This is a genomic window from Bacillus mycoides, assembly GCF_000832605.1.
Taxonomy (GTDB): Bacteria; Bacillota; Bacilli; order Bacillales; family Bacillaceae_G; genus Bacillus_A; species Bacillus_A mycoides.
Genome location: NZ_CP009692.1, coordinates 2,594,454 through 2,613,122 on the forward strand (window position 1 = coordinate 2,594,454; position 18,669 = coordinate 2,613,122).

Here is an 18,669-nt window from a genome sequence, read left to right on the forward strand (position 1 = left end):
TTAAATAAATAAGAAACATAGACTAATGATAAATCCTGCATATAGTAAGTTAACAACACAAAATCCCATAATATCACGCGCGCTTAAACCAGCTATCGCTAATGCCGGTAATGCCCAGAAAGGTTGAATTAAATTTGTCCAAGCATCGCCCCATGCAATTGCCATCGCTGTTTTCGCGGCAGGTACACCAAGTTCAGCGCCAGCTGGAATCATAATTGGTGCTTGCACTGCCCATTGACCGCCTCCAGATGGAACGAAAATATTTACAATGCCAGCACTTAAAAATGTAAAGAGCGGGAATGTGGTTTCATTTGAAATACTAATAAAGAAAGTAGAAATAGCTCCTCCAAGCGAAAGACCTTCACTATTTACTCCAATCATCATCCCCATAATTCCAGCATAGAACGGAAACTGAAGTAAAATACCTGAAGCACTCTTAGTTGAGTCAGAGAAAGCGCGAATATATTGAATCGGAGTACGGTGGAAAATAAGACCGGCAATTAATAACATAAAAATAACGATATCAAGTGTAAGGTTAAAGCCTTTCGTACTAAAATAGTTAAAAATATAAATAAGACCTAATAATCCGATGCAAAGTGTAATAATCATACTATTTTCCATTTTTTCAGCGAACGTATTGTTCCCTACTTCTTGAGCGGCAGCTTCTTCATGGAATACGCTAGGATCTACAGTAATTGTATGCTTTTCATCTGGATGCATGGCCCGGTTAATGAGAGGCATCGTAACGAGAAAAATAATAACTGGCACGAGTGCGTATGGTGAGAATAACGTTTCTGTTATTGGAATCGCTTCTTTAATACTTCCAGCTGTCGTTTTAATTAACGTTTCGCCGCCAGTTGCTAACGTAAGAGGGATAGAAGCAGAAAGGCCTGCATGCCAAATGAGAAATCCAGAGTAGGAAGAAGCAATTGCTAACCTATAATCTAATCCTTCTAACTGTCTGGCCACTTCTTTTGCATATAAAACCGATACAACAATACCAAATCCCCAGTTTATGTATGCTCCTAGTAAACTTACGATTGAAATAGCAATAATACCTTGTCCATTTGTTTTCGGTAATTTCGCTGCTCTCGTTAATCCTTTTTTAATAAGAGGAGCGTTTGCTAATGCAGATCCTGTCACGAGTACAAGAGCCATTTGCATAGAAAAAGCGAGAAGTCCCCAAATTCCATTACCCCAGTGATTAATCATTTCTACAGGTGTTTGGCTCGTTGCAAACATACCGAAGAAGATAACGAAAACAGTTAATAAACATGATAAAATAAACGGTTCTGGCAAGAAACGCTGCACAAGGGCAACACATCCAGTTGTAAATGAACGAAACAAAATAGATCAACCTCCTTATGTATGTTTATTACAATGTTCGAGGTTGTTTGGGGGATAACCTTTAATTTGCGGAAAATTCAGACATTCAAGATGATTGTAATTTATTGATAGATTGATATTATTAATAAATGGATAGGCTTATACTAAGTTGGATAGATTAAAAAAGTGAACCTCCGATTGTTAGACTGTGTCTAATAAACGGAGATGCACTTTTTTTATTTACCTTATTGAACTAAAGCATCTGTTAGCATAATAGCAAATGATTAAAATCCACTATTTCTCCCAAAGCTCAATCAATCGCCCTTCAGGATCTTTAATCCAAATAAACTTTCCAAATTCACTAATCTCTTCTTTCTTTTCAAGAGGTACGCCAATTTGTTCAAGATGCTGAATAGTCTCGTTTAGATTATGTACTTGGAAATTTAACATCACTTGTTGTTCTGTAGGAAAATAACTATCATTCTCGGCAAAGAAAGAAAAGATAGTCTCAGTTCCTAATTCGGGTTTAATCACAGTCCCGTTCCAATTTTCTATTTCAATCTTCAACACTTCACTGTACCATTTTTTTATAACATCAAGATTTATAGTTCTCCAAAATATTCCTCCGAAACCTTTTATCATCGTATTTAACTCCTATCTATCTTTAAATTTTTAATGACATAAGTTCAACCTTCAATAAAACGCAGTGCACAACGGGAATGGTGATCGGTAAGATCTTTTGCAAATTGTTGATTCGGAAATCCTCTGTGAAGCAATCTCAACCCGCCTGAAGTTAAGGATATATGATGATGGAATCGATAGAATAACATCCTGTTGGGGTCGAGAGTATCATTCTTTAAATATCGATAATAATCCCCAAATCGGAACTGCAAAAAACTGTGCTCATGCTCAATATCAAAGAACTCGGCTCCTTCGATATCAATCAAATAAGGTTCTAGTTTGTCATTAATTAATACATGATCAGGGCCGAGTTCCCCATGTATAAATCCATAACGACTTCTTGGTTCAATTTTTGATTCAAGCTCGTACAATGTATCGAGTAGATTGCTATGACTAGCCCTGATGCTGTCAATATGTTGGTATGCGTAATCTAAATCTCTTTTTGCATTCTTTATTTGCAAGTGATGACATTTTTCCGTGTTGATCCCACTTTGATTCGCTTTCCCATGAGTAAGTCTCTCGTTGGCATGCATGTCTGCCAGCATATCTCCTATCCGCTGAAACACTTTATCTTTAACATATGAATCGGAATGTTGAAAATAAACTTCTGCCTTTTGTCCATTTACATATTCAACGAGAGCATAATCATAAGGATAACGGTTTCTTTCCTTATTCAGATCATATAGAAGGGGGGGTTGAATTCCTTGTTGAATTAAATACTTGTTATTTAATTCAAATAAATCACTACTATAGGAGTGCTCATGTATATCTCGGTTTGCTATTTCTTCTTGAAAATAATTCATAGTAAGATCCCAAACATACAGAACGCAGGAAAATCCATTGCTGCAGTCAATCTTATAGACTACCTTTTGTGCACCGCCATGCATTTTCGTTACACTAGAAACCAAATAATTGGTACCAAAGACTTTTTGCATATACTCCTGTAAATCAGATTGATCAAGGTGACAAGTGATTCTCAATGAATAACACCCCTTTTCTTAGGTTTTGCTGTCAATCAAACTATATAAAAAATCTAACCAAAAGTATAGACTGTTTATTTATAATTTGTTATGATGTTAGATTGTGTCTGGAAAAATAGTCATATAAAAACCCGTTGGAGCTTCAATGTTTTTTTGATGAAATCATTCTTACTTCTCAAATACCTCGCCACACAAAAACTTAAAATGTATTACAATGAATCTATACGATTTTTAATCCTTCTTCTTTTCACTAACTTTACCATTATTTTCAATTGAGTATTACTGCCCCGTCAGTTTAAGTAAAAAACCTTCACAATCTCAATGATATATTCAAACTCGAATAATCTAATTTCCTGAAAACGTTCCTCAACAATCTCGCCCTTTAGTGGAGTAACTTTATTGCTACTCAGCAGTTTCTTAATACGTCTTTCAGTTCAGATTTTCTTTTCACTATAAAAACCTCTCTTTAGATAAACAGATCCAAAGGGACAAAACATCGCGTCTTTTAAATAAACACCGTGACTTTATTTAAAAGCGATATTAAACATATTCTTCAAATCCTGGAAGCATATGTTTGCCGCAAATGAAAAGAACCATAAGCTTGCCAAACGGCAAAATTATAATTTTGATAGCTGTCGTCATTTTTTATTCATATATTGGAATTGATTTTCATAATGCGGAAAAATAGGGGGGTTTATATGTCAAAGTGGCAATCTAAAGAACAATTGGTTCAATTATTAAGCAATCTTGTTGAAATTCCTAGTATAACAGGTTCAGAAGCTGAAGTTATATTGCCAGACTTTGTTGTAGAACAATTATCTGACTTACAGTATTTCAAACAAAATCCGCATCATTTACAAAAAAATCCGACGGGGGATGGACGATATTTTGTTACAGCTCTAGTAAAGAAAAGTGATAGTACGAAAAATACTGTAATTCTTGTTAGTCACTTTGATGTTGTAGATGTACAAGATTATGGAGTGTGGAAAGAAGATGCATTTAACCCTAAAAAATTAACATCTATGTTTTATTCTCATAAAGATGAGCTACCAGATCATGTACGTGAAGATATTGAACAAGGAGATTGGCTATTTGGTAGAGGAACGATGGACATGAAATGTGGTCTAGCTTTACAAATGGCGATGGTTGAGCAAGCTTGTGAAGGAAGATTTGATGGGAATGTTCTTTTGTTGGCTGTTCCAGATGAAGAAGTGAACTCTGTAGGGATGAGAGCTGCTGTTCCAAGATTATTAGACCTAGCAAAAGAACATGACTTAGAGTATAAAACGGTCCTAAATTCAGAGCCTATGTTTTCAAGACATCCTGGTGACCCAAATAAGTATATTTATACTGGTTCTATTGGGAAGGTGTTACCTGGTTTCCTTTGCTATGGAAAAGAGACACATGTAGGCGAACCTTTTGCAGGATTAAATGGGAGCTATATGGCTGCATTATTAACAGCTGAATTAGAGTTGAATACGGACCTTTGCGATATTGTAGATGGTGAAGCAAGTCCTCCACCAACTAACTTGCTTCAAAGAGATTTAAAGGAGGATTATTCTGTACAAATTCCTCATCGTGCAGTCACGTTATTTAACTTGTTTTTACTAGAAAAAACGATGACAGATGTAGTTTCATTGTTACGCCAAAAAGTAACGAAAGTAGCAGAGAAAATTGAAGAATCGTATGAGGAGCGAGCGTATCATTTTTCTAAGTATAATCCGTTCATACCGCCTAATCTTAAAGTAAATGTATTAACGTATGAAGAGCTTATCGCTTATGCAATTGAACAACATGGAAGAGAAAAAATAGATGAAATTCAATCCGATATTATAAAAAATAGAGAAGATAAAGATGATCGTGCAGTAACTATTGATTTAGTAGACAAATTAGCTATCTTATGTAAAGAAAAGGCTCCAATGATTGTACTTTTCTTTGCGCCGCCATACTATCCAGCTGTGAGTTCACGCAACAATCCTTTAATTAGAGAGGTAGTTGTAGAAATGGAAAAGTATGCCCACTATAATCATAGCATTACATTTGAAAATCAAAATTATTTTGGGGGAATTTCAGATTTAAGCTATGTTGGCTTACAAAACCCATTGGATTCAATGAGTTCTCTTGTCGACAATATGCCATTATGGGATAAAGGTTATTCGATTCCACTTCAGGAATTAGAAGAGTTTGACGTTCCAGTATTAAATATGGGACCAGTAGGAAAAGATGCACATCAATGGACGGAGCGTCTGGACGTAAATTACGCATTTGAAACGTTATTAGATATGTTACCTATATGTATTGAAAAACTACTTGTTTCTAATAAAGTTACACAGTCATAGTATTTGCATAAGAGCGAGAAAAGGACCGTAGTGATACGGTCTTTTTTTCGTAATGAATAGTTTGAAACCTTAGATTTATGAAATTGTGATGTAAGAATTCTCCTTAAAATAGATTCGCAATAAACTATTTAGAGAGAGTAGATATGGCTTGTACACTTTTTGTAACGGTATTTGCTGAGTTTTTGTATAATATAATTATGTGAAGTTAACATAACTTATTGTATCAATAATATATATTTGCGTAGAATATCCATTTTAAGATTTTGAAGTACCCCCCTAAATGAAAAATTTATTTCGCTAAAGTTAGTTACTTAGTGAAGTCTGCTCATTTTTTTCGTATTAGGGAAGAATGTACTTTTTAACTTGATGGGTATGGGGTAGTACCCCTTGTAGCAAAACCGGAGTGGAAATGATGAGTATAAATAGTTTTGTGAGATTGATAAAGGACGAATTATTAAAAGAGGTAAGCATAAGAAGTGAGGATGAATTCGAGCCTATAGTAGTTAAAGATATTCCTAGACTTTGGAAGTGTTTAGGGACAGGTAATTATGCCGCAGTATTTATGCACAAAGAATACAAAGATTGGGTAGTGAAAGTTTACGCGCGAGAAGGAGAAGGAATTGAAAAAGAGTCAGAAGTATACCGAAGAATCGGAAATCATCCTTCTTATTCGAATCTTATATATAAAGGAGAAAATTTCATAGTATTGAAACGTTTAAAAGAAATTACCTTATACGATGCTATTCATAAGGGGATTAAAATTCCTAAGCAGGTAATCCTTGATATCAATGAAGCTATAGAGTATGCAAGGGAGCAAGGATTAACTCCTTGTGATGTTCACGGAAAAAATGTGATGATGGAAAATGGAAGGGGATATGTAGTCGATGTATCTGATTTCTTAAAAACAAAAGAAGATAGTAAGTGGAGAGACTTAGAAAAGGCATATTTTACATTTTACTTGCCTTTCATTTATAAATTGCCTTTCCCTGTTAAAATACCGTATTTCATGTTAAACATTGTTCGACGTTCATATAGAAAATATAAGAAGCTTAAAAAGAAATTCAAATTGTAAAAGGACCACATACTTATCTTTAGGTTAGATAAGTGAACCACTAGTAAACAAAAGGACCGTACATTTTAGATATGTCTAATATGTACGGTCCTAATTTTATAACTTCATGAAGTAATTTATTTATAAAATGATTGTAACAATAGAATATACCTATTTCAGTACATTTCATTTTAAACATATTGATGTACTATAGTTCTAAACAAATCACAATAATGGATTAGAAGGGGAATAAACTATGTACACAGACGCAATTGAATATTAAAATTTCAATCTAATTTACCTTTGCATAGATGCAGGTATCAGTTAGTTTTTTACCGTCAGCTGAAAGATCTTCATTACGTAATATCCCTTCAAGCTCAAAACCTAGTTTTTCAGGGATCGTACGACTTTTAGTGTTAGTAGATTCACAGCGTATTTCAATCCTTCTAAATTTGAGTAACTGAAATCCAAGGTTTGTTAACTCACTTACTACCTCTGTCATATATCCATTGCCACTAAATTGCGTATTAATCCAGTATCCAATTTCACATTTAGAAATTTTCCAATTAATTCCGTGAAGGCTAGCAGTTCCAATAAAATCATTAGTATCCTTATGATAGATAAGATAGCGAAAGCTTTCTCTTTTCAAAAAATCTATATGGGCATTTCTCAGGAGAATTTCCGTTTCTTCAACAGTAGGAATTGACTGAAATAAAAGCAACCATTGTTTTAACTCATTAATTGAATCCTTAATAGCTTGGTGTACGACATTCCCGTCACCAGCTTGAAGTGGTGCTCGAAGAATTAGTCTGTCTGTTTCTATTTGTAACGGAACATCTAATAAAATAGAATTCATATCATTTCTCCTCTCGAAAACTTTAAATTATGACAGAATGAAACGTATATAATAAAAAAACTTTCACCCAAAAGAAATAATTCTTGAGGACGAGAGTTGCAATTTCATGGCACGTTATTATGATAAATAAATTAAAAAACACCCTATCTCACTAACAGGAGATCCCGTCACAGCATTACTATAAGTTATTACAGAACCGTGCGAAGCTCTTAGTCTTTCTTCATTAAGAACTTGATATGTAGCAATACAGTAAAGTTTATCTCCCATAAAGGGACCTCCCAAAAATTAGTAAACAATAAATATATATTCAATTAATCACTTAGAAATCCCTTTTCACATATTGAAAACCAAACTGCCAGTTGGTACAAAAAATGGCTACCGAAGCAGCCTTAGGTTGTTTAACTCATGCATGCGTTAGTTGAATAAGGAATTATTATTTTTTTATCTATTGGCTTACAATTTTTATCTTTTGCATTTCTTAGCTTGATGGTGATGGGGGGGTACCCCTACTAGAAAAATTGTCTCCGCGTGAACGTGAAGAACTTGAAAAATTTAAAGAAAGCACAAGATGCTTTTGATAAACATGAAATCGGGAAAGCTATGAATAATGTTCAAAAGGCAAAAAGTGATGAAAATAAAGAATTAACAAAGCAATGCATTGCAAGGTGAGATTCAACAAGAATTTTTAGCTACATTTAATAAGCTGAACATGAATGATATTACTGGCGATGTAAAAGAAGCCCGTAAATCTTTAGATGATCTTATGGATTGGATACAACAATCTGACTTATTAAAATCTCAAAAGGATTTTGTTGATACGTTACCTGAAAAAGAAGCGAGTATCTCTAAACTAGAGGAAAGTAAAAAATAAAGAAAAGAGGTTACCTAAAAGTAACTATCCAGCGACTTTTGGGACAACCTCTTCTTTTCGTTGTAGATTTTCAAGAAAATTTAGAATAAAATAAAAATATAACCATCTACCTATTATTTACTAATGAAAAGAAAAGGGGTAGCGAAATGCAACTGAAGTATGGGAAGCACATTAATATATTATCTATTGTTCTAACTTTGTTCTCTTTTTCCGTAATTGTAAGTTTCTCTACCTGGTTGAGTGGATATTCAATTCCCAACCTTTCTACAATGCTTAAGGTAACAATGTGGAGTGCATTTATTCTTGGAATTATAGGGTTTAGACAAGAGAAAAGCGCACTAGCGATTATAATTATGGGAATATGTGCCTTTGCTCTAGTCGTTCTATATACTTATGCGGTTATAAGTTTTCTTGAGCATTAAACACAAAAAAAGAAACGAACATTTTGTTCGTTTCTTTTTTTGGGGGATGATTATTATAAAATAGCCTCTTCTAATGATTGAGTGCTGAATCCAAGAATTGATTTTTGAGTGTTATTCTCATGATCTTTTACAATGATATATGGAACGCCCTGTACGTTAAAGAATTCAAACTCTTCTTTTCCTTCTGGGGTATTAGAGGGGTACCACCCACATTTTTTACTGAAAAAGAAATTGTATTTATAAAGCGAAAAAAACGCTATTCTTTTTGTAACAATATACAGAAACGCCATCCTTTCCTATGATTCTACAGAAAGAATAGCGTATTTTTTCATTTTAGGGGGCATTTCTTTTTATTAGTTTGATAGCGAGGTGACGATACCCCTTTATTGTTTTTCAGACTTCGCTTGTTCTAAAATGTATGCTTCTTCTTGTTCCGGTGTCGCTAATTCGTATGCTTTACCAGTGCTGCTATTGTCCCATTCCCATAATAAATTATGCTCCTCAACCGATTGAGAGAAATCGCCTTCATACCAACGAACCAAAATCTTAAGGTACTGTTCTTTATGTTGTAAGGTTCCACTATTACTTTCATCAATCGCTTGACGTACTTTTTCGATGTTTTCTGGAGTCATTTTGATAAATCCTTGCTTTTCGTGGGATAATACTTTTTGATGAGTCATTTTGTGCATTGCATTGATTATATGACGATCAGAGTTGAGGTCAAGTATTACCTTTTCCCCTTTAATTCTCTCAGTCTGCTTTTCCTTAACGTCTGAACCTGCATACGTACCGACTTTGTAGCCAGTAAAAATACCAACTGCTATAGCAATAACTAAGGTTGATGTGATTTTAATCCACTTTTTCAAACCTCTTACCCCCCTTTTATTGAAGTGTACCATAAAAGAAGAACTGTATGCCCATATCTATCTGTGAGGTCTACATAACGTATCATTATCAATAGTCAACGATGTATAAAATTTTCGTTATGGGGGTAGTTAAAAATATTAGCTTGATAGCGATGTGGCGGTACCCCTTAATGGGCATCTTTTTCATATTCAGCAATAAATTTCATAGTATACTAATATTTAGGTATTTATATTGGGAGGATTAAAATGATGAAGAAATCAGTATTAGCAGTTGGTTTATCGGTTGCAATGTTAGCGGCTTGCGGCGAAAAAGAAGTGGTTCAAAAAGAGAAGCCAAAAGCACAACAAACAACTGCGAAAACAGAACAACCAAAAGATGAGCAAACACGAATGATGAAAAGTTTTGAACGTAGAACCAAAGAAATTAAAGAATATTTCGGCGGTACTGTTACAGCGGGTGAATTAAAAAAAGAAAATAACTTGTATGTCTTATATGTTTTCGTTGACAAAACAGCATTGTCAAATGCAGACGAAGGCCTACGGGAAAATTTCGGCTACAGAACGAGAACAAAGTTAAAAGATGCCGTTGCGCAGAGTGGCTTGCAAGAATACGGCAAAACAACCATAAGATACTTCACATCAGACAATAAAACAGAAATTGAATTTGAATAAGTATTCCTGCGGGAGTGCTTTTTTATTTTATTTGCAGGAAATTATCACCATTTGTCGAATTATATAAGCTGAAGGGTGATAAAAATGAGACATAGAAATCTTTTTATGCTGGCAATGAATACGTAAAAACAAAAACATTCACTTATAACGGTTAATAGGAGGAATTATCATGAAAAAATTAGCTACAATTGCATTAACAGTAGCTTTAGCTTTAGGCGGTTTGACGGTTATGAACATTAACACACCTGAAGCACAAGCAAGTGAAGATTGTCATTACATCTGTGGTCCTAGCGAAACGGTGAATGGTGTTACAGTTCAAGTTCACGCTACGGAATACACTTTTGGTGGAAACGTAATTGCAAGAATTACAAATAACCGAGCTGAGGACATTCATTATAATGTCAGCATCGAAAAGAAATATGGAGACAACTGGGGAGAATATGATACTTTCTTCCATTGGCAAAATCAATGGGTTCCAGCTGGAGCAAATGATGAAATTTCAACTTTCACAGGATATGGAGAAAACATTTACGACAATGGAACATACCGTTATAAAGTTGAAATTGTAAGTGCTGACGGTTCTGTAGATACAATTTACACAGCAGCAATGACGGTAACAGGGCGATAGCTCATGACTGAGCTTCATTATTTATGATTGTATTATCAATAATATCATTGATAATTGCGTTGATATTATTATTAAAATAAGCTCTTCGGAGCTTATTTTTTTATATAAAAATTGAATATTAATATTCTATTATTGAGTTTTATCCTCTGTTCATAAACATAAGATTTTCTGGACAGATGTCTCTTAACGGACAGAAAACGCTTAAAATATGTCCGGATTGTGTCTAAACGTACAATTTTCCCGAAATGGTATGGTGAGACCACATCCATCAACTTAAGAAAAGTAAACACCCCAAAAACAAAAAAATGAGCTGACTTCTCAAAAAAACTAACTGTAGAGAAAGAAAATTTTCATTTAGGGGGTACTTCAAAACCTTAGCTTGATGGGCTTTTTTCTTTTTTCTAAAGATCCAGTGTAAGTTCTTTAAATATTTTCATACCAGATAAACCCTATTGGGTTTTAATTTTTTGGATTACGCTACATGCTTGTGAGGCATAGAAAGGTTATATACGACGCCTAAGATATCAAAGACGGTTTCTTCTCATACCTATGGGATTTTCGTCCGTTTTTCTGTAAGAGATCAAACAGACGAAACAATATCTTTGTTAATTCTTTGGTGTCTTTTTGTAGAGATTCATAAATAAGTAGAAAATAATCTTTTATGATATAAATCGTTTTATATTCGCTTAATTCTCGTTTTCTCTTGATGAGAATTAATTGGCAGATTTGAGACACAGAAGCTATTTTGAACGTAAGGGATTTGTAAGGAATAGGTAAGGAAAAAGAGATTTTCATTGTGTATGATGAAAATATAAAGAAGCATGAAAGGAGGAACAGATATAACTTATATATGAAAAACAAACCAGTTAATAAGAGCGTTTCATGGAAAAGAAATAAATTCTGAGGTTAACATACATGCAAAAAGAGGGATTTACCGTTTATTAGGACAGAATGGAGCTTGTAAAAATAATCATTATGAAGATGATTACGAATTCAATGTTGACTTTTTGTCATCGGTAGAGATGATAGCTGTGTGGTGAGTATGAAATATCAAGCAACCACCTATACAATATGAATAGAGGAGAGGAATGCCTTATGAAAACACGTAGTCAAATTACATTTGCAAGTCTGGCTCTTTTAATAGCTGGAAGTTCCCTGTTATATACAACGCCAGCCTCAATTGTAAAAGCAGAGCCCACTCAAAATGTATCTAGTTCGTTACAAACAAGCACTCAACGAGATCGTACTTCCGTCAAGCAAGCAATGCGGGATACATTGCAACTTGGATACCCGGGGATACTTGCTAAAACTTCTGAGGGTGGAAAAACGTGGAGTTATGCCGCTGGGATAGCGGATCTGAGAACCAAGAAACCAATGAAAACAGATTTTCGCTTTCGCATTGGCAGTGTGACGAAGACGTTCACAGCAACGGTTGTACTTCAATTAGTCGGAGAGAACCGCTTGAATCTAGACGACTACATCGAAAAATGGTTGCCTGGTGTCATTCAAGGAAACGGATATGATGGTAACCAGATTACTATCCGGCAGATATTGAACCATACAAGTGGTATCGCTGAATACTCAAGGTCAAAAGACGCTAACTTTACGGATACAAAAAAATCGTATACGGCTGAAGAGTTAGTGAAGATGGGGATTTCTCTGCCCCCAGACTTTGCCCCAGGAAAGGGCTGGTCTTATTCAAACACAGGATATGTATTACTAGGTATTCTTATTGAAAAAGTAACCGGAAACAGCTATGCGGAAGAGATTGAAAGTCGGATTATTGAACCGCTTGAATTGTCGAATACATTCCTACCTGGCAATTCAAGCGTTATTCCAGGCACCAAGCATGCCCGTGGATATGTCCAACCAGACGGAGTAAGTGAGCTAAAAGACGTTACTTATTATAACCCAAGTGCAGGTAGCTCAGCTGGAGATATGATTTCTACTGCTGACGACTTAAATAAATTCTTCTCTTACTTGCTCGGGGGTAAATTACTGAAAGAACAGCAACTAAAACAAATGCTTACTACAGTTCCTACAGGAAAAGAAGGAATCGATGGATATGGTCTTGGAATCTATGAAACTAAGCTTCCAAACGATGTCTCGATATGGGGACACACAGGTGGCATTCTAGGGTTTACTACTCTTGTTGGAGGTAAACTTGGAGGCAAGCATACGTTGGTCGTCAATTGGAATAGTTTGGGTAGAGCTGACAGTCCTAATCCTTTTAAAAATATTTTACTTGCTGAATTTGGTAAGTAGGTAAAAAGGAAAAACGGATAAATTTTGTCATATTTTTTATAGTTAAACAAATAAGTGATGAATTCGATTACTTATCTAAGGAGGCAATTCTCTCATGAAAAATAAACTATCTGGGGTGTTAGCCGCTACATTAGCGCTAACGATGATCCTACCAACAGGGGCGATAGCATCTTCAAGCAGTAAGACTCCGGTTGTAGCTAACCAAGAAGTTGCTAACCAAGAACTGGAGAAGATTGCGGCAGAGAAGGCTGCGCTACTCACGAAGTCCTATGGGACGACTAGCGTGCAGTATGCGCTAATTGATAATGGTAAACTTATTTTGTCGGGTCAGACAGGCAAGAACGATATGGAAGGAAAACAGCGGCTGAACAAAGATACTCTATATGGGATTGGTTCAGTCAGTAAAATGTATGCAACAGCGGCTGTAATGAAATTGGTCGACGAAGGAAAAGTCGATTTGGATGCTCCTGTTGTCCACTATGTTCCTGATTTCAAGATGAAAGACGAGCGGTACAAACGCATTACGCCACGTATGCTGTTAAACCACTCCTCCGGCTTGCAAGGTTCCACGTTAAGTAATGCATTTTTATTTAACGATAATGATACCTATGCTCATGATGTCTTGATGCGGCAATTGTCCAACCAAAGCTTGAAGGCGGATCCTGGCGCGTTCTCGGTATACTGCAACGACGGCTTTACGCTGGCCGAGATTTTGGTGGAAAGAGTCAGCGGTATGAGCTTTACCGAATTTATACATCAACGGTTTACAGAACCCTTACAGCTGAATCATACGAAAACGCCGCAGGACAAATGGGAAGACGATAAGCGGGCTGGACTCTATTTTCCGGCGTACCAAGGGAAGCTTCCCATTGAATCGGTGAATGTGATTGGTTCGGGAGGGATCTCTTCCACGGCAGAAGATATGGTACGATTCTCACAATTATTTATGGGACAGGGAAAAGGGATCCTCTCTGATAAGGCAGTCAAGGCGATGGAGCAAGAGGAATATAAAAAAGGAATGTGGCCGGGGGATGGAGGTAATATTTTCAACTATGGTCTTGGCTGGGATAGTGTGAAACTATACCCATTCAGTGAATATGGGATAAAAAGCATGGCTAAGGGCGGCGATACAACACTGCAACATGCTATACTGGTCGTGCTTCCGGAACAGAAGATGGCAGTGGCTGTGTTGTCATCCGGCGGCCAAAGCTCTACAAATCAACTACTGGCAACTGAATTACTGCTCGCCGCGCTTAAAGAGAAGGGCACAATTAAGGACATCAAGCCAAACAAATCCTTTGGCAAGCCGGTCAAGGCCAAGATGCCTCAAGACGTGACGAAGAAAGCGGGCTTTTACGGCAATAGCGAAAGTCATTTCAAAATAGAAATTACGAAGAATGGAGAACTGTTCTTACCATCTAATCGAGAAGAAAAATATGTATATACTGCGAATGGAAGCTTTATTAATGAGAAGGGTACTTCCAAGCTCAACTTCGTCACTGAGAAGAATGGAAGCACTTATTTGAAGGTGAGCACATATAAATCGACGCCAGGCTTAGGGCAAAATGTGATGACTCACTATTTAGCCGAGAAACTAGAAGACAACGTGCTATCGAAGAAAACCGCTGCCGCATGGGCGAAGCGGGAAGGCGTCAAGTTCTATCTCGTGAACGAGAAATTTAGTTCTATTGAATATCTCGTTCAACCGAAACTTATTACCACACAAATTACTCGCAAGGAAGGCCTGGAGGGCTATTGGGACGGCAGAAAAATTACAGGTCCGAACACCGCGGCGCATCAGCTCCAGATCCCCGTGATGAATGGCCGTGATACGACGGAAACTCATTTCTATACAGAAGGCGGCAGTGAATATATGGAGATGGCCGGATTGTTATATGTAAGTGGATCCAACGTAAAACCGCTTGATGCAGGCCAATCATCCAAAGTTACGCTACAAGCAAATGGGCATGCGAAATGGTTTACGATCCCACAAGCGACAGCAGGGAAAACGATGAGCGTGACGTTGTCATCGAAGAGTTCATTCGCGGTGTATGATGAGAAGGGAGTATGCGTCAATTTTACCGTTGTGAGCGGCAATAACAAAGTAAAATTGCCGAAAAACGGATCGGTTGTATTTGCTGGCGCGCCGAACTCGGAATTTGCAATCACGTTGAACTAGCTACAATTCAAGATGGACTTCAACAAAACCAGTACGACACAGAAAAGGTGTTTTGCTGGTTTTGTTTGTATTTACGCATTATCTTTACGAAGAGGCTTTCCACGAATAATATCACGCCCAAACTCTGCAAGAACAGCTATCATACCAACTTTTTAGCTGTTAAGAAACTTTGCAACAGAACCAGACATGTACTCCTTCATCACTAAAAACAGCCAGTTTTGATTTTAAATTTTTTTATTTATTGACTATGAAGTAACCACATAGTTTATAGTATGAACATTATTCCTTATAGGAGGCAATATAATTAGATGGATAGCTATAAGTTAACTAAAAGTGATGTAATTAAGATTTTTAATACTACGAAAGAAACACTTCGATTCTATGAAGAAAAAGGATTAGTTCAGCCAAAGGTAGGTAAAAATAACTATAGATTGTATGGAAATGAAGACCTACAAAGAATTAGCCAAATCTTCTTTTGTAAAGATATGGGTTTTTCAATTGAAGAAATTGATTTAGTAATAAATAAGAGAAATATAATAAACAATATGAATATCTTACAGAACAAAAAAAATGAAATTGAAACTGAAATTCATCGATTTATGGAAGTGCAAAAGAAAATTACTAGGCTCCTGGATCTCCTTCAAAATAGAAGCAGAAATTTCAATAAAATTCAGAGTGTCTATTTTGAAGAAAGAAAATATTATCACATCAAAGGAGAAAATTTTAATAGTGTAAAATCCTTTTTTGATAAATTCCGTTCTATTTTTAAGCAAGGTGAATTTTTTCAAGAACAATTTATAACAATGTGTCCAATTAAGAATTTCTTCAATGATGATTTGGGACTTTCAGTTTATTATCCTGTTTTGAATGATACAGAGATGGAGCATGTTGATATTCTTAGTATACCTGCAGGTAATTATCTTTGTGTTGATTACGTATGTACAGAAGGGCATATGGATGAAGCACGACGTCAAATATATACAAACATTAAAGACTATATAAAGAGAAATGGTTTACAGTTTAGATCATGTAATGTAATTGAATCAGATTTACACGGATTGAATCTGTTTTACCCAGAAGGACAGATAATTATGAATATGCAAATTCCTGTTGAAGAAAAATCGAAACACCAAGAGAAATGAGCATTTATTTATGCAACACAATTTACAAGAAAATTGGAAAAATCGGCTCTTTTATCAAAATGTGTTTAGTATGATTTTTTTAAAAAGTGCTGGTAGTCCACTTACTATAAAATCATAGAATCTCTTTAAATTAATACAAACTAAAGCCAATTTGCTTAGCGTGGGTTTTATGTCAATTGGTTGGCGGGGCCCCTACTATAATTGGGGTCTGTGTACATGCCCATCAAATTAAGCTATTTTAATACTCCATTGCCATCAAGCTAAGACTTTAAAGTACTCTTTAAATGGAAATTTTGTGTTTTTTATAGCACCGAAGTTCATTTTTATCATTTTGGGGAAGACTGTGTTTCTTAACTTGATAGCGATGGGGTCACCCCACACATCTATCAAATTAGGCATTTTATAACACACCAAAAACGAAAAAATGTGCATCTCCAGATGAAAATGTACATTTTTTTGTTTTTGGATACATGTTTCTCTTATCTTAATAGTGATGTGGTGAGAAACATTAATTGTAATCAGCATTTTGATAATCGTTATCTAATCTCAGCACTCTTCCATGTGAACGATATTTTATGTGAAAGGTATTATGATTATTACTTGTACTGAGGCTCTTCATGTTCAATTTGCTGAAGACGAGGATTTAAAGATTCAATAATTTCTTGAGTTTGTTGTGCTGCACCTGTATATAATTGTTTTGCTTGCTTGTTATCAGTATCAAGAACAAATCCTTCTAGGCATGCTTGAGCACTCTTTAATCCAGCGATAGTTTGTTTAAGTTTAGTACTTACTGTCATGTAGTAATCCTCCTTGTAAATGTACTTCAAAATATAGGATGCCTATTTTGTTATCATAGTACGATTTCTAATTTTAGGGTTATCAGGAATGATAACCCTAAATTAGAGTTATGTGAATGAGAAATTTTACAGTTAATTATTCAAAGGAGGATTTTTTAGCTAATAGATGCATGGAATAGTTTTGCCCCAATAACAAAAACTAGCAGAAATAAAACAATAATATATAAAGGAGATTAAATATGCTGAAAAAGATAGGGGAATTTTCCGAGTACTCCTCTTTTTATTTATCGGTGGATGTTTTGTTTTGCTTGTTTGGGGTGAAATTGACAGAACAATAGCCGAAAAAAGTGGGAGATTTGGTCAGCAGCCTAGTCAATACCCTATTCGTCAAAGTGATATTACTATGTATACAGACGGGAAACAGTTAAACAATCAATTATTCTCAGATATAGAGAAAGCAAAGCAGTACGTACATATTAACTTTTTCTCTATTGCTGATGATAAAGTAAGTCATCAGTTTCTACAGTTATTGCGGCAAAAAAGTCAGGAAGGTGTAGAAGTATACTATGCATTGGATAGGTTAGGTGGAATTTTACTAAAGAAAAAGGAAAGAGAATTATTGGTTAAAAAAGGAGTTCATTTTACGTATTACAATAAACCTGATTTTCCTTATCTTTTTTCTTCTTTGGATCATCGGAATCATCGTCGTATTTCAGTTATTGATGGAAAGATTGGGTACATTGGCGGATTTAACATTGGAAAGAAGTATTTTTTTGGGGGAAGGAAAAAATTGGTTATTGGAGAGATTAGCATCTTCAAATACGAGGAGAAGGAGTTCAAGATCTAGAACGCCAGTTTGTATTAGACTGGAAGAAAAACTCAGAGAAGCCGATTCCGATACACAATGCGGTAAAGGAAAAGGGAGCAACCTCGCAACGATTTACTGCATATTATAGCGGAGAAAAACTTGGGCAAGATTATGCAATGCTGTTTCAACAAGCAAAAGAATCCATCATTATATTAACACCTTATTTTATACCAAAAGACAAAACTATTTGGAAAGCATTAGTAGATGCAAGAAAGAGGGGAGTCCGTGTCAAAATTCTGTTCTCACCTCATTCGGATGCACTGTTAGTTAAAGAAGCAGCGTATCCATATATCCGAAAAGCATTAAAACAGGGAATAGAAGTATATGGTTATAAAAAGGGAGTGTTACACGGTAAAGTATTTTTGATTGACGAAAAAGTATTGATGGTTGGGACCGTGAATTTTGATTCGCGCTCGTTTCATTTAAATGAAGAAATGAACTGTTATATCCAAGACCCTGTCTATATTTCGAAAATAAAGCCAGTCATTACTGCAGACTTACAAAATTCAAAGAGGGTAACATCCTCTGACGTCAATCAATTATCTATAAAAGAAAAAATGAAAGAAAAGGTTGCAAAAATGTTTGAGTATTATTTGTAAAAACAAAGAATTTTTATATTAAGGAATAGTAAAATGATAGGGGTCTCGCCACATGCCTATCAAGTTAAGATTTTGAAGTTCCTCTTAAACGAAAATTTTGTGTTTTTTATAGATACAAAGTTCATTT

The 18,669-nt window shown here is 35.5% G+C and carries 17 protein-coding genes and 2 pseudogenes; 11 read left to right on the forward strand and 8 right to left on the reverse strand.

Annotated features, from left to right (window positions below; genetic code table 11):
* From BG05_RS15290 to BG05_RS15300, 3 genes are all read right to left on the reverse strand, one after another.
* Nucleotides 1–1,347 (reverse strand): short-chain fatty acid transporter, encoded by a 1,347-nt coding sequence (locus tag BG05_RS15290; protein WP_003190436.1) that lies wholly within the window; start codon nt 1,345–1,347, stop codon nt 1–3.
* 273 nt (nt 1,348–1,620) lie between these two features.
* Nucleotides 1,621–1,968 carry a VOC family protein gene (locus tag BG05_RS15295; protein WP_003190433.1) on the reverse strand — a complete coding sequence of 116 codons (348 nt, stop codon included), beginning with the start codon at nt 1,966–1,968 and terminating at the stop codon, nt 1,621–1,623.
* Between the two features lie 44 nt (nt 1,969–2,012).
* Entirely contained in the window at nt 2,013–2,942 is a 930-nt protein-coding gene (locus BG05_RS15300) for a phosphotransferase (RefSeq protein ID WP_003190431.1), read from the reverse strand.
* 743 nt (nt 2,943–3,685) lie between these two features.
* Between BG05_RS15300 and BG05_RS15305 the strand changes: the two genes are divergently transcribed.
* The gene (locus tag BG05_RS15305; protein ID WP_003190429.1) at nt 3,686–5,326 is read left to right on the forward strand and encodes a M20/M25/M40 family metallo-hydrolase; all 1,641 of its coding nucleotides are present in this window, start codon (nt 3,686–3,688) and stop codon (nt 5,324–5,326) included.
* Between the two features lie 403 nt (nt 5,327–5,729).
* The gene (locus BG05_RS15310) at nt 5,730–6,398 is read left to right on the forward strand and encodes a protein kinase family protein (RefSeq protein ID WP_003190427.1); all 669 of its coding nucleotides are present in this window, start codon (nt 5,730–5,732) and stop codon (nt 6,396–6,398) included.
* Between the two features lie 271 nt (nt 6,399–6,669).
* Here BG05_RS15310 and BG05_RS15315 read toward each other — a convergent pair whose 3' ends face one another.
* Both BG05_RS15315 and BG05_RS31070 read right to left on the reverse strand, forming a co-directional pair.
* The gene (locus tag BG05_RS15315; protein WP_002128246.1) at nt 6,670–7,233 is read right to left on the reverse strand and encodes a GNAT family N-acetyltransferase; all 564 of its coding nucleotides are present in this window, start codon (nt 7,231–7,233) and stop codon (nt 6,670–6,672) included.
* Nucleotides 7,234–7,350: 117 nt separating this feature from the next.
* A complete protein-coding gene (locus BG05_RS31070; RefSeq protein ID WP_002185389.1) occupies nt 7,351–7,500 on the reverse strand; it encodes a hypothetical protein in 150 nt (49 codons plus the stop codon).
* A gap of 267 nt (nt 7,501–7,767) precedes the next feature.
* Between BG05_RS31070 and BG05_RS31850 the strand changes: the two genes are divergently transcribed.
* The 3 genes from BG05_RS31850 (at nt 7,768) to BG05_RS15325 (ending at nt 8,526) form a co-directional block, all read left to right on the forward strand.
* Nucleotides 7,768–7,902, forward strand: coding sequence for a hypothetical protein (locus tag BG05_RS31850; RefSeq protein ID WP_256508277.1), 135 nt, complete (start codon nt 7,768–7,770; stop codon nt 7,900–7,902).
* The gene (locus tag BG05_RS15320) at nt 7,892–8,104 is read left to right on the forward strand and encodes a hypothetical protein (RefSeq protein WP_002128243.1); all 213 of its coding nucleotides are present in this window, start codon (nt 7,892–7,894) and stop codon (nt 8,102–8,104) included. The genes BG05_RS31850 and BG05_RS15320 overlap by 11 nt, the downstream gene beginning before the upstream one ends.
* A 146-nt stretch (nt 8,105–8,250) precedes the next feature.
* Nucleotides 8,251–8,526: a hypothetical protein gene (locus BG05_RS15325; RefSeq protein WP_002084476.1), complete on the forward strand. Its 276-nt coding sequence runs from the start codon at nt 8,251–8,253 to the stop codon at nt 8,524–8,526.
* 383 nt (nt 8,527–8,909) lie between these two features.
* Here the strand turns inward: BG05_RS15325 and BG05_RS15335 are convergent, their stop codons facing one another.
* Entirely contained in the window at nt 8,910–9,392 is a 483-nt protein-coding gene (locus BG05_RS15335; protein WP_002167984.1) for a PRK06770 family protein, read from the reverse strand.
* Between the two features lie 246 nt (nt 9,393–9,638).
* Between BG05_RS15335 and BG05_RS15340 the strand changes: the two genes are divergently transcribed.
* Both BG05_RS15340 and BG05_RS15345 read left to right on the forward strand, forming a co-directional pair.
* Entirely contained in the window at nt 9,639–10,064 is a 426-nt protein-coding gene (locus tag BG05_RS15340; protein ID WP_002167985.1) for a hypothetical protein, read from the forward strand.
* A 169-nt stretch (nt 10,065–10,233) separates the two neighbouring features.
* On the forward strand, nt 10,234–10,692 hold the full coding sequence (locus tag BG05_RS15345) for a hypothetical protein (protein ID WP_002084479.1): 459 nt from the start codon (nt 10,234–10,236) through the stop codon (nt 10,690–10,692).
* 472 nt (nt 10,693–11,164) lie between these two features.
* On the opposite strand, the pseudogene BG05_RS29625 reads toward BG05_RS15345, so the two are convergent.
* Nucleotides 11,165–11,421, reverse strand: a pseudogene (locus tag BG05_RS29625) (IS4 family transposase); the annotation flags it as partial.
* A gap of 366 nt (nt 11,422–11,787) precedes the next feature.
* Between BG05_RS29625 and BG05_RS15350 the strand changes: the two are divergent.
* The 3 genes from BG05_RS15350 (at nt 11,788) to BG05_RS15360 (ending at nt 16,278) form a co-directional block, all read left to right on the forward strand.
* A complete protein-coding gene (locus BG05_RS15350; RefSeq protein WP_041867996.1) occupies nt 11,788–12,957 on the forward strand; it encodes a serine hydrolase domain-containing protein in 1,170 nt (389 codons plus the stop codon).
* Nucleotides 12,958–13,051: 94 nt separating this feature from the next.
* The gene (locus tag BG05_RS15355; protein ID WP_002167987.1) at nt 13,052–15,136 is read left to right on the forward strand and encodes a serine hydrolase domain-containing protein; all 2,085 of its coding nucleotides are present in this window, start codon (nt 13,052–13,054) and stop codon (nt 15,134–15,136) included.
* A gap of 308 nt (nt 15,137–15,444) precedes the next feature.
* Nucleotides 15,445–16,278: a MerR family transcriptional regulator gene (locus tag BG05_RS15360; protein ID WP_002128234.1), complete on the forward strand. Its 834-nt coding sequence runs from the start codon at nt 15,445–15,447 to the stop codon at nt 16,276–16,278.
* A 596-nt stretch (nt 16,279–16,874) separates the two neighbouring features.
* Here the strand turns inward: BG05_RS15360 and BG05_RS15365 are convergent.
* Nucleotides 16,875–17,075, reverse strand: coding sequence for a DUF1657 domain-containing protein (locus BG05_RS15365; protein ID WP_000218935.1), 201 nt, complete (start codon nt 17,073–17,075; stop codon nt 16,875–16,877).
* Between the two features lie 239 nt (nt 17,076–17,314).
* Between BG05_RS15365 and BG05_RS31985 the strand changes: the two are divergent.
* A pseudogene (locus BG05_RS31985) lies at nt 17,315–18,542 on the forward strand (phospholipase D-like domain-containing protein).
* Nucleotides 18,543–18,669 lie beyond the last annotated feature (127 nt).